Below are 11,885 nucleotides of genomic sequence, written 5' to 3'. Positions count from 1 at the left end.
GGTGGTGGCCGCCTCGGGGGCAGGGGCCTCGAACAGGCCGTCCTGCTCCCCGGGAGCGCCGGGGCGTGCGGTGGTCAGCGCTTGTGCACCGCCACCAGGTCGCACACGAAGATGAGCGTCTCGCCGGGGGCGATCATGGGCGGGGCACCGGTGTCGCCGTAGGCGAGGTGCGCGGGGATGTCCAGGCGACGACGGCCGCCCACCTTCATTCCCTGCACGCCCTGGTCCCAGCCGGAGATGACCTGTCCCACGCCGAGCTGGAAGCGCAGCGGCTCGCCGCGGTCCCAGGAGGCGTCGAACTGCTCGCCGGTGGAGTGGGAGACGCCCACGTAGTGGACGTCGACCACGTCGCCGCGGCCGGCCTCCTCGCCGTCACCGGTGATCTCGTCGGTGATCACCAGGTCGGTGGGGGCAGGGCCCTCGGGGTGGTCGATCTCGGGCTTGCTGCGGTCGTCCATGCGTTCCTCCTGGATCGGGATAGGTCGTTGTGGGGCGGGTTCGCGGTACGGTCACTCGATCTTATGGGCTGCGTCCAGCACGTCCACCACGAACACCAGGGTCTTTCCGCCGAGCTCGTGGAGCTCCGGGTCCTCGCCGTAGGCGTCCGCCGGCGGGATCACCAGCATCACCTGGCTTCCCACGGGAAGGTCCAGAAGGTGCTGGTCCCAGCCGGTGATCACCATGCCCTGCCCCTGGACGAAGCTGAAGGGAGCACCGCGGTCCCACGAGGAGTCGAACTGCTCCCCGGTGTCCCAGGCCCAGCCGGTGTACTGCATGGTGAGGAAATCGCCCTCGCGGGTGGCATCGCCCGTGCCCTCGATCAGCAGCTCGCGGGTGGTCTCGGTGGGCGGCTCCCCCTCGGGGGCGCCGTCCAGGGAGGGGGCGCCGTTCTCGCCGAGGGTCACCGGGGGGAAGTCGCCGCTGGGCTCCTGCGGCTTCCCCTCGGCGCGCAGCGGAGCGACGATCCGGTCGATGTCCCCCACCTGGATCAACGACATGGACTGGCCGGTCTGGCTCTGCTGCCAGCCGGCCATGGCGAATCGCGAGCCCACCGTCACGGAGGTGAAGAAGGTCGCCGCCTGCTCCCCGATCGTCTGTGCGTCGACCTGCATGCCACCGGCCGGGGCGCCCTGCCACCAGGACTGCAGCATCTCGCCGGTGGAGGCATCCACGTAGGCGCTGCGCATGATCACGGTGTCCCCGGCGGCGATGGTCTCGCCGTCACCGGGCACCACCACCACGGCATCGGGTGCGGTGACCTGCAACGGCGCCTCGAACTCGACGGTCGGCTCGGAGCCGAGGTCCTCGCTGACGGTCACGGCCGACAGGATGGCGCCCTCACCGCCCCCGTCGGAGCCCGTCGCACCGGTCTGCTCCGGATCGGTGCCGTCGTCGGAGCAGGCGGCCAGTCCGATCGCGGCGGTCGCGGCGAGAGCGGTGGAGAGCAGGGTACGGCGGCGGATCACCAGGGGGCCTTTCGGGTAGGGACGCCCGGCACGGGCGCGGTCACAGCGTACGGCGTCGGCACGGGACGGGCTCCCAGGCCGACGCCGCCCGCTCAGGCGGGCAGGGGCGGTTCGGTCGCGCCACCGGCGGCACGGATCTCCGCCAGCAGGGCCTCCACCTCGGCGGACTCGGTGGTGAAGGGGTCCAGCAGCTGCACGGGCATCGCGCCTGGCCGGGTCAGGCGCAGCGTGGTCCAGTCCACCACGTGGTCCACACCGTTGTCCTGGGCGGCGGTGACCACCTGGCCGCGCAGGTGCGCGCGGGTGGTGGTGGGCGCCACGGTGCGGGCACGCTCGATGCGCTCCTGGGAAAGGATCGACGGTGCCAGGCCCCGTCGAGTCAGGGCGGCGAACACGCCGCGCTCGGGATCGATGTCGTGGTAGGCGAGGTCCAGCCGCTCGATCGCGGGATCGGCGAGGTCCACGCCGCGGCGCTGGGCGACCTGCTCGAACAGCCTCTCCTTGATCGCCCAGTCCAGGTGGAGGGCGGCCCAGGCACGATCCTCGGTGCGCACGGCGTCCAGCCCGCGCTGCCAGGTCTCCAGCGTGTCCTGCTCGTCCCGGTCCCCCGGCTCGGCGTGCTCGGCGGCCACGTCCAGCCATCGCTGCTGGACCTCGAGCGCGCTGGTGGCGCCGCCGTCGGCGGTGGGGATCGGAGCCCGGCCGCTCAGGTCGCGGGCGACGGCTCGGATGGCGGAGATGTCGTCGCGCAGGGTGAGATCCGGCAGGGCCCGCCCGGATTCGATGGCCCGCAGCACCAGGTCGGTGGTCGCGAAGCGCAGGTGCGTGGAGACCTCGCTCATGGTGGAGTCGCCCACGATCACATGCAGGCGGCGGAACCGCCCGGGATCGCCGTGGGGCTCGTCGCGGGTGTTGATGATGGGGCGGGTGCGGGTAGTGGCGGAGGAGACCGCCTCCCACATGTGGTCGCTGCGGCGGGAGAACACGAAGCGGGCCCCGTCCTCGTCCCGCACCACTCCCCCGGCACCGGTGAGGATCTGGCGGGTGACCAGGAAGGGCAGCAGGTAGCGAGGCAGACGGGTGAACTCGCCGCGCCGGTCCACCAGGTAGTTCTCGTGCGAGCCGAAGGAGTTGCCCTCGGAGTCGACGTTGTTCTTCAGCAGATGGACGCGGGCGTCCTGCGCGTCGGCCGCCAGGCGCTCGTTGGCGTCCTGGACCAGCTCGCCGAGGATGCGCTCGCCGGCGCGGTCCTGGGCCACCAGGTCCCACCAGTCGTCGCACTCGGCGGTGGCGAACTCCGGGTGGGAGCCCACGTCGAGGTAGAGGCGGGCCGCGTTGGTGAGGAACACGTTGGAGGACCTTCCCCGGGCGACCACCGGCCGGAACAGCTCCCGTGCCGCGGCCTCGGGCTCGAGGGCGCGGGTGCCGTCGGACCGCACGCACACCAGGCCGAACTCGGTCTCGAGTCCTCCTACCCGACGCTTCATCGGGTCACTGCCCGCCCTTCTGGACGAAGGAGCGCACGAAGGTCTCGGCGTTGGCCTCCAGCACGGAGTCGATCTCGTCGAGGAGGTCGTCGGCGCCCTGGGCGGAGGCGAAGGTCTGCCCGCCGGTGACGGACTGGTCGTCCGCGGCGTCGTCCTCGCCGGGGCCGGGGGCGTTCAGGGACTGCTGGCTCATGGCTGCTCCTGGTCGTCGTGGTGATCGTTGGGCTGGGTCGGGGAGTCGTCGTGGGTGGAAGGCACGGCGGCGGTGACGGCGCGGCGCAGGGCCTCCAGCACGGTGTCGACATCTGCGGAGGGGTCGACGTGGTGGTGGGCGCACCAGGCGGCGGAGCCGATCAGCGGGTCGGCCAGCCGCAGGCGCGCACCGCCCTCGGAGCCGGCCACCGTGATGGTGTCCCAGCCCGCCGCGGGTACGCGTGCTCGGTGGTGGGTGATGAGGCTGCCGCGGAGGTGTGCGCGGGTGGAGGCCGGGGGCGTGACCACGGCGCGGTCGACCTCCTGCTCGCTGACCAGGGTGCGCACCCTGCCGGAGGCGCGCATCCGCTCGAACAGCCCCGTCGCGGGGCGCAGGTCGGAGTACTGCAGGTCGATCGCGTACAGGCGGGGATCGGACCAGTCCAGCCCGTGGCGGGCACGGTACCCGTCCAGCAGGCGCAGCTTGCCGGCCCATTCCACCCTGTCCGCAGCCAGCATCGGGTCGCGCTCGAGCAGGTCCAGGATCTCGCCCCAGGCTGTGAGCACCGCGGTGGTCTCCTCGTCGTCCCCATCGGCGACCTCGCGCAGGGCATCGAGATGGGCGCGCTGGATCTGCAGCGCGGTCATCTCGCGGCCGTCCCTCAGGGGCACCGTGGCGCGCAGCGTGGGGTCGTGGCTGATGGTGTGCACGGCCTCCACCGGATCGGCCAGGGTCAGGTCGGGCAGGACCCGGCTTCCGCTGCGGTGCTGGGCCTCGATCGCGGCGAGCACCAGGGAGGTGGTGCCGAGCTTGAGGAAGGTGGACTCCTCCAGCAGGTTGGCGTCCCCGATGATCACGTGCAGGCGGCGGTGGCGGGAGGGGTCGGCGTGGGGTTCGTCTCGGGTGTTGACGATGGGCCGGTTCAGAGTGGTCTCCAGCCCCACCTCGGCCTCGATGAAGTCGGCCCGCGAGGAGATCTGGAAGCCGGGTGCGGTGCCGCGCGGCCCGATGCCCACGCGCCCGGCACCGACGAGCACCTGGCGGGTGGCCAGGAACGGCAGCAAGACGGCGACCACGTCGTCGAAGGGGACGGCCCGGTCCAGCAGATAGTTCTCGTGAGTGCCGTAGGAGGCGCCCTTGCCGTCGGTGTTGTTCTTGTACAGCGCCACCTCGGGGATGCCGTCGGCCCCGGCCAGGATGCTCATGGCGCGGCGCGCGATGACCTCCCCGGCCCGGTCGGTGACCACGGCCTCCCGGGCGCGCAGCACCTCCGGTGCGGAGTACTCCGGGTGGGCGTGGTCCACGTACCAGCGAGCCCCGTTGACCAGCACGGCGTTGCCGATGGAGCGGTGGGCGGCCCAGGTGAGCACCTCGTCGTCCTCGCCCTCGGGCGGGATCTCCGGTCCCTGCAGGGGCGCGTCGAGGTCCACGCTGGGCACGTGGGCGTCGCGCACCTGGTCGGTGAGCTGGGTGGGGTGGGCAGCGGCGCGCTGGATCTCGAAGCCGCGGGCGTCACGCAGCGGGGACTCGTCGCCGTAGTCCCAGCGCACGCGCCGGCCGCGCTCGCCCTCGGCCGGGTCCAGCAGGGCGTAGGCGCCGACGGTGAGGTGGGACAGCAGGATGGAGCTGCCGGCCCCGGCGCGGGCGCGGTCCTCCGGGTCGGCGTGCAGCACGCCGAACTCGGTCTCGATGCCCATCACGCGCTCGGTGGTCAGGCGGCGGCTCATGCCTCCACCACCTCCTGCTCGGGCCGGCCCTGCAGGGGGATCACCGCATCGACCCGGCGGCCGCGCCGACCGGAGATCCGGGCCCAGTCCTCGGGGTGGGCGCCGGAGGGGAGGTCCTCGTTCTCCACGAACTCGCTGCGGATGGCGGCGGCCAGGTGCTCGGAGCCCACGCCCACCTGTCCGGTGGCCAGCTGGTCCTTCACCGCGTTCTTCTTGGCGCGGTCCACGATGTTGCGCAGCGTGGCGCCGGAGACGAAGTCGCGGAAGTGCAGCACCTCGCCGGTGCCGTCGGAGTACTCCAAGCGCACGAAGGCGGATTCCGGGCCGTCCGCGTAGATCTCCCGGACCGCCTCGTCCAGCAGTCGGTCGCGGTCACCGCGCACGGGCACCGAGTCGTCCAGGTACAGCGCGAGGATCTCACGGCCGGACTGCGCATCGGGGCGGCGCACCCGGATCTTCACGTCCAGGCGCCCGGGCCGAAGGATCGCCGGATCGATCATGTCCTCTCGGTTGGAGGCGCCGATGACGATCACGTTCTCGAGGGTCTCCACGCCGTCGATCTCCGCCAGCAGCTGCGGGACAACCGTGGTCTCCACGTCGCTGGAGAGGCCGCTGCCGCGGGTGCGGAACAGCGACTCCATCTCGTCGAAGAACACGACCACCGGGTGGCCGCTGGTGGCCTTCTCCCGGGCCCGCTCGAACACCAGGCGGATGGAGCGCTCGGTCTCGCCGACGTACTTGTTCAGCAGCTCGGGGCCCTTGACGTTGAGGAAGAAGGAGTGCTGGAGGGCCTCCTCGACCGGGACGTCCCGCGCCTCGGCGGAGCGCACCGCGAGCTCGTGGGCAACGGCCTTGGCGATCATGGTCTTGCCGCAGCCGGGCGGGCCGTACAGCAGCACGCCCTTGGGCGGGCGCAAGCCGTAGGTGCGGTACAGGTCCTGCTGCAGGAACGGCAGCTCGACGGCGTCGCGGATCGCTTCGATCTGCTCTGTCAGGCCGCCGATCTGCTCGAAGGAGATGTCGGGCACCTGCTCGAGCACCAGGTCGGTGATCTCGGCCCGTTCGATCCGCTCGATCACCAGCTGTGCGCGCAGGTCCACCAGCACGTGGTCACCGGGGTGCAGCACCTCCTCCGCCAGGGATCCGGCACGGCGCAGCACCCGCACGTCGTCGGGCGCCACCGCCACCAGCACGCGCGAGTCAGCCAGGGCCTCGATCACGGTGACCATGTTCCCGGCGTCGCTGGGTGGGACCACCTCGACCGCGGCGAGGGCCTCGTTCAGGCGCAGCTCGGCGCCTGGCTGAAGGGCGTCCAGGTCGATCTCGGCGCTGGTGGCGATGCGCAGGCGCCGCCCGTTGTGCAGCACGTCCACGGTGGTGCCCTCGGTGCGGCGCAGGAAGGTGGCGTAGGAGTTGGGCGGGTCGCCCACGCGCTTCAGATCTGCCTTCAGGTCCACGATCTGGGCACGAGCCGCCCGCAGGGACGCGGTGAGCCGGTCGTTGAGGGTGGCGAACCGGTCGAGCTCCGCGGACATCTCCGCGTAGGTCTTCATGGTCATCGGGTGCTCTCGTTCATCGGTCGCGTCCTTGGCGGATGTCGCGCAGGGCGCGCTTGATCTTGCGGGGTGCCACACCGCGCTCCCCCAGGTCCTTCGCGGTCCATTCGCCGCCGCCCCCGCCGAAGCCCTCGTTGTCGGGGTGGGCGATCTCCTCGGCGTCCCGGGAGCCGGGGGCCGGGCGGGTGACACGGGTCAGCGCGGTGGTGCCGTGGGCGGTGCGGCGGGAGGTCAGCAGGAAGCCGGTGTGGGCGTTCATCCGGTGCTCGGGTCGCACCGCGAGGCCCTCGAGGTGCCAGGGCCGCACGAAGGACTCCCAGGCATGGGGCTCGGTGAACTCGCCGTGGTCGCGCAGCGCCTCGGCGGTGCGCGACAGCTGGGTGACGGTGGCGACGTACGCCAGGAACACCCCACCGGAGACCAGGGCCCGAGCGGCCGCGTCCACGCACTCCCAGGGGGCCAGCATGTCCAGCACCACGCGGTCCGCGGCCGGACCGTCGGCGGCCAGGTCCAGGGCGATGTCCTGGAAGTCGCCGATGCTCAGGGTCCATGCCGGGTGGTCGGCACCGAAGTAGGTGCGCACGTTCTCCTGGGCGACCGTGGCGAAGTCCTCGCGGCGCTCGATGGAGTGCACGCTGCCGTGCTCGCCCACGGCTCGCAGCAGTGCGGTGGTCAGCCCTCCGGAGCCCACTCCGGCCTCGAGCACCCGGGCGCCGGGGAAGATGTCCGCCCACATCAGGATCTGGGCGGAGTCCTTGGGGTAGATGATCGCGGCGCCTCGCGGCATGGACAGCATGTAGTCCGCGTACAGGGGCCGCAGTGCCTGGTACCGGTTGCCGGCGGTGTCGGCGATCACCACGCCGTCCTCGGCGCCGATCAGGTCATCGTGCCGCAGCACGCCCCGGTGGGTGTGGAACTGGCCGCCATGCTTGAGCGTGATGGTGTGCAGACGGCCCCGGGAGTCCGAGAGCTGCACCTTGTCGCCGAGCTCGAAGGGCCCGGTGCGGTCCAGGCCCTTCGCCTCGGGTGCCGCGCCGCCCTCGGGCACAGCACCGGCCTCGCGTGCGGTGGTGGCCGGGGCGGTGGGCTCCCCCTCGGGGGCCGAGGGGCGCGGGGGCGTGGAGGTCATGCGTTCCAGCATAGGTCGATCGTCCTGCCGGGCACCGGCGCCGTTCAGCGTCCGCGCAGGACAGCGTTGACCTCTGCGCTCCGGATCACGCCGATCACCGTCCCGTCGGCCTCCCGCACCAGGTACAGGGGGTGGGGCCGGGCCAGCATCGCGGTGACGACCTGGCTGCCTGTCATGCCCGCCCTCAGCTCCCCCACCGTGCCCAGGGGCGCGGCGACAGCGCTGACGGGCACGTGCCTGCGCTGGTCCGGGGGCACCGAGCGCAGGGCCGAGGGATCGATCTGCAGGGCGCGCGGTGGCGGCCCGTCCTCGAGCACCATCACGGCGGACGGGTCCAGCGATGCCCCCGCTGCCTCCTGGCCCGCGTCGAGCACCTCCGGAAGACGGGACAGCGGCAGCGCCCCGGCGACGAGGACCACCGGCGAGGCCAGCCGGGCCGCGTCCAGGTTCTGGATGCGATGCTCGAGGTTCGCGGCCTCGAGGGCGCGGGAGGCACCGTGCCAGAGCATGCCCGCGATCAGCAGGGCCCACACCAGGGTGAGCATCGACCCGGTGCTCACGCTCGTGCTGCGCGACAGGTTCCACAGCGGCCAGGCCACCACGGCCACGGCGATCGCGCGGCCGACCCAGGCGGTGATCCGGGTGCCGATGATGCGGCTGCGCAGCACGGTCCCCAGCAGTGCCTCCAGGGCGCGGCCGCCGTCCATCGGCAGGCCCGGCAGCAGGTTGAACACGGCCAGAGCCACGTTCAGCCATGCCGAGTTCTCCCAGAACAGCGAGGCAGGGCTCGGTCCCGTCTCCGCCCGCACGAGCGAGGCGATCCCCGTGCACAGCGCGGCCAGGCCCAGGTTGCTGAGCGGTCCGGCCAGGGAGATCACCGTCGAGGGCAGCCCGCCCATGCGCTCGGCGCGGTACTGGGTGTGACCACCCCACAGCGTCAGGGCGATGTGGTCCACGGTGGCCCCGAACAACCGGGCGGTCAGGGCGTGGGCCAGTTCGTGCACCAGCACCGAGACGATCATGAACAGCGAGATCCCCAGGGACAGTGCGATCGCACCGCCGGGGCCCACCACTGCGCTGAGCGCGATCACGGGGTGGATGACCACGGCCAGGATCAGCAGGGTCGCCAGTGTGCCGCCGCTGATGCGGATCGGCGGCAGTGAGCCGAGGCGCAGGGAGGGGCTCTTCACAGGTGAGACCCTAGCGGGCGCCTATGATGGCTCGATGAGTCGTATCGCGATCACCGCCTTCAGCGGGTGGAACGACGCGGGCGAGGCGGCCAGCGGCGCCGTCGAGCACCTGCTGAGCGTGTGGCCCTCCCGGCCGGCCGGCGCCGTCGATGCCGAGGACTACATCGACTTCCAGGTCAACCGCCCCGAGGTGCGCACCACCGAGGAGGGGCTGCGGGTGCTGGACTGGCCGGACACCGAGCTGCGGATCGTGCAGCCTCCCCGGGGGCCGGAGATCGTCACGGTGCTGGGCCCGGAGCCCAGCCTGCACTGGAGGCGCTTCTGCGACGAGGTGCTCGAGCAGATGCAGCTGCTGGACGTCAGCTCGGTGATCTCCCTGGGGTCCCTGTTGGCCGATTCCCCGCACACGCGGCCTCTGCCCGTGAGCTGCCGGGTGGAGCCGGGGGCTGCGGAGACCGTGGGCGAGGAGAGCCTCTACGAGGGGCCCGTGGGGGTGCCGACCGTGCTGGCCCGCCGCACCACCAGCGCTGGTCTGCGCACCACCAGCATCTGGGTCCAGGTCCCCCACTACGTGGCGCAGACGCCCTCCCCGAAGGCGGTGCTCGGCCTGATCCGTGAGGTGCAGGACCGCATCACCGCGCCGATCCCGCTGGGGGAGCTGGAGGAGGACGCCGCGGCCTGGGAGCGCGGGGTGGACGAGCTGGCGCGCACCGACGAGGACGTGGCCGACTACGTGCGGCGCCTGGAGAGGGCACAGGACGCCGCTGAGCTGCCGGAGGCCAGCGGCGATGCGATCGCGCGGGAGTTCGAGCAGTTCCTGCGTCGCAGGCGCGACACGGACTGACCCGGCACCAGGTCCTCGGGCATCCCGGGGCGCCGCTCAGTCCCGCAGGGCCAGCCCGAACAGCGCATCCACCGCGGAGGCCACGTCATCGGGGGCGTCGGCGGGCATCTCCTGCTGGCCGTGCTCGCCGGCCGCCCAGGCGTCCAGCACGGTGAGCGCCGTCGGGGTGTCGAGGTCCTCGCGCAGGGCCCTGCGCAGGACCTCCACGGTGAAGGGGTGGGACCCGCCTCGGGCAGCGGCGGCCCGGTAGGCCTCCAGGCGGGCGGTGGCCCGCTCGAGCTCCTGGCCCGTCCACTCCCAGTCGGCACGGTAGTGGTGGGCCATCAGCACCAGCCGGATCACCATCGGGTCGACGCCCTCGCCCACCAGTCGGTGCACGAACACCAGGTTCCCGAGAGACTTGCTCATCTTCTCGCCCTGGTAGGCCACCATCCCGGTGTGCGGGTAGAGCGAGGCGAAGCCTCGGCCGAGGGCGGCAGCGTGCGCCGCTGAGAGGTCATGGTGGGGGAAGATCAGGTCGCTGCCGCCGGTCTGGACGTCGAAGGGCAGGCCCAGCCCGTGCTCGGCGATGCACACGCACTCCACGTGCCAGCCCGGTCGCCCGACCCCCAGCTGCCCGGCATCCCAAGAGGGCTCACCGCTGCGCGCCGCTCGCCACAGCAGCGGATCCAGCGCATCGCGCTTGCCCGGCCGCTCCGGGTCGCCGCCGCGATCCGCGTACACGCTCAGCATCTGCTGTCGGCTCCATCCGGAGACGTCCCCCAGGGCACCGTCGATGGAGAGGTCCAGGTACCAGTCGGGGCCCGCGGCCTCGTCGCGGGCGTTCTGGACGGGGTAGGCCCGGCCCCGGTCGTGGAGGGTCTGCACGGCGGCGATGATCGCGTCCATGGACTCGCTCACCGAGAGGTAGGTCTCCGGGGCGATGATCCGCAGCGCCTCCATGTCGGAGGTGAACAGCTCGGTCTGCTCGCGTGCGAGGTCCTGCCACTCGATGCCGTCCCGGGCGGCGCGCTCGAGCAGGGGGTCGTCCACGTCGGTGATGTTCTGGGCCATGTCCACCTGCCATCCGGCGTCCAGGGCCGCGCGACGCATGAGATCGGCGGCATGGTACGTGGCGGCGTGGCCGAGGTGCGTGGAGTCGTAGGGCGTGATGCCGCAGACGTACAGCCGGGCATGCCCGGGCGTGAGGGGGATGAGCGGTATCACCCGCCCTGTGCGGGTGTCGTGCAGCCGCGGGGGGATGTCGGATCCGGGCAGGGGCGTGATCGCCGGTGAGGTCCAGGTGGGCACCCGTCGATCATACGGAGGTTCGGCGCGGGAACTCTCAGCCCCCGGCCAGTGGATCGATCACACCGGTCCACAGCAGGACCAGCAGCAGCGCGCCGGCGATCACCCGGTAGAGCACGAAGGGCATGTAGGAGCGGTTCTCGATCAGCCGCATGAACCACACGATGACCGCGTACCCCACGGCGAAGGACACCACCGTGGCCACGACGATCGCCACCAGGGAGGGCTCGCCGGCCGCCGCAGCAGCGGCGCGGCCGTCGACGGTCAGCAGCGCGGGGACCTCCTGGGCGGCCTTGTAGAAGCCCGAGGCGAACACGGCGGGAACCGCCAGCAGGAACGCGTACCGTGCAGCGGCCTGCCGGGAGTACCCCATCAGCAGGCCCGCGGTGATGGTGCCGCCGGAACGGGAGACCCCGGGGATCAGCGCCAGGGCCTGGGCCAGGCCGTAAAGGATGCCGTCGCGCACGGTGAGGTCCTTCAGCTCCTTGCGCTGCGGTGCGATGCGATCGGCCACGCCCAGCAGCAGGCCGAACAGGATCAGCATGGTGGCGGTGATGTACAGGTTGCGCAGGGAGTGGTCGATCTGGTCCTCGAACAGCAGGCCGAGCACGCCGATGGGGATCGAGCCGATGATCACCATCCAGCCCATCCGCACATCCGGGTCCGAGTGCGGGATCCTCCCGGCCAGTGCCCTGAACCATGTGCCGATGATGCGGGTGATGTCGTTCCAGAAGTAGATCAGGACCGCGGTCTCGGTGCCGAGCTGGACGATCGCGGTGAAGGCTGCACCGGGCTCCTGGCCGGGCTCCAGAAGCTCTCCGGCCACGCGCAGGTGCGCGCTGGAGGAGATGGGGAGGAACTCGGTCAGGCCCTGCACGATGCCCAGGATGATCGCTTCGAGGAAGGACACCGGCACTGCTCCTAATGCTGGGCGCACACGGGATGCGCGAGGGATGGGCGCGGGGTGGCGGCCGGAGCTCCGGAGCCGACGCTCGGTAGCCGACGC

General features: G+C 72.0%; 11 protein-coding genes. 1 reads left to right on the top strand and 10 read right to left on the bottom strand.

Features of this window, described 5'->3' with window-relative positions:
• Positions 1 to 74 precede the first annotated feature (74 nt).
• The 8 genes from M4D54_RS13170 to M4D54_RS13135 all read right to left on the bottom strand — a co-directional run bounded on the left by M4D54_RS13170 (position 75) and on the right by M4D54_RS13135 (position 8,748).
• Positions 75 to 458, bottom strand: a complete 384-nt coding sequence (locus tag M4D54_RS13170) for an FKBP-type peptidyl-prolyl cis-trans isomerase (RefSeq protein WP_259891991.1) — start codon at positions 456 to 458, stop codon at positions 75 to 77.
• A gap of 51 nt (positions 459 to 509) precedes the next feature.
• A complete protein-coding gene (locus M4D54_RS13165; RefSeq protein WP_259891990.1) occupies positions 510 to 1,466 on the bottom strand; it encodes an FKBP-type peptidyl-prolyl cis-trans isomerase in 957 nt (318 codons plus the stop codon).
• Positions 1,467 to 1,558: 92 nt separating this feature from the next.
• Positions 1,559 to 2,953: a Pup--protein ligase gene (pafA, locus tag M4D54_RS13160; RefSeq protein WP_259891989.1), complete on the bottom strand. Its 1,395-nt coding sequence runs from the start codon at positions 2,951 to 2,953 to the stop codon at positions 1,559 to 1,561.
• A 4-nt stretch (positions 2,954 to 2,957) separates the two neighbouring features.
• A complete protein-coding gene (locus M4D54_RS13155) occupies positions 2,958 to 3,146 on the bottom strand; it encodes a ubiquitin-like protein Pup (protein WP_193866387.1) in 189 nt (62 codons plus the stop codon).
• On the bottom strand, positions 3,143 to 4,873 hold the full coding sequence (gene dop / locus M4D54_RS13150; RefSeq protein WP_259891988.1) for a depupylase/deamidase Dop: 1,731 nt from the start codon (positions 4,871 to 4,873) through the stop codon (positions 3,143 to 3,145). The genes M4D54_RS13155 and dop overlap by 4 nt, the downstream gene beginning before the upstream one ends.
• Positions 4,870 to 6,426 carry a proteasome ATPase gene (gene arc, locus M4D54_RS13145; protein ID WP_259891993.1) on the bottom strand — a complete coding sequence of 519 codons (1,557 nt, stop codon included), beginning with the start codon at positions 6,424 to 6,426 and terminating at the stop codon, positions 4,870 to 4,872. The genes dop and arc overlap by 4 nt, the downstream gene beginning before the upstream one ends.
• Before the next feature lie 19 nt (positions 6,427 to 6,445).
• The gene (locus M4D54_RS13140) at positions 6,446 to 7,558 is read right to left on the bottom strand and encodes a tRNA (adenine-N1)-methyltransferase (protein ID WP_259891986.1); all 1,113 of its coding nucleotides are present in this window, start codon (positions 7,556 to 7,558) and stop codon (positions 6,446 to 6,448) included.
• 44 nt (positions 7,559 to 7,602) lie between these two features.
• A complete protein-coding gene (locus M4D54_RS13135) occupies positions 7,603 to 8,748 on the bottom strand; it encodes a M50 family metallopeptidase (protein WP_259891985.1) in 1,146 nt (381 codons plus the stop codon).
• A 34-nt stretch (positions 8,749 to 8,782) separates the two neighbouring features.
• Between M4D54_RS13135 and M4D54_RS13130 the strand changes: the two genes are divergently transcribed.
• Complete coding sequence (locus tag M4D54_RS13130) at positions 8,783 to 9,592, top strand: PAC2 family protein (protein ID WP_259891984.1); 810 nt, start codon at positions 8,783 to 8,785, stop codon at positions 9,590 to 9,592.
• Positions 9,593 to 9,628: 36 nt separating this feature from the next.
• Here M4D54_RS13130 and mshC read toward each other — a convergent pair whose 3' ends face one another.
• On the bottom strand, positions 9,629 to 10,882 hold the full coding sequence (gene mshC, locus M4D54_RS13125) for a cysteine--1-D-myo-inosityl 2-amino-2-deoxy-alpha-D-glucopyranoside ligase (RefSeq protein WP_259891982.1): 1,254 nt from the start codon (positions 10,880 to 10,882) through the stop codon (positions 9,629 to 9,631).
• Positions 10,883 to 10,916: 34 nt separating this feature from the next.
• Positions 10,917 to 11,789, bottom strand: a complete 873-nt coding sequence (locus tag M4D54_RS13120; protein WP_193866392.1) for an undecaprenyl-diphosphate phosphatase — start codon at positions 11,787 to 11,789, stop codon at positions 10,917 to 10,919.
• Positions 11,790 to 11,885: the final 96 nt, after the last annotated feature.

Origin of the sequence: Brachybacterium sp. p3-SID1565, from assembly GCF_025143785.1 — a bacterium.
GTDB classification, from domain to species: Bacteria; Actinomycetota; Actinomycetes; order Actinomycetales; family Dermabacteraceae; genus Brachybacterium; species Brachybacterium epidermidis.
The sequence above is the reverse complement of the archived record's forward strand: the minus strand, read 5'-3'. Positions and strand labels throughout refer to the sequence as shown.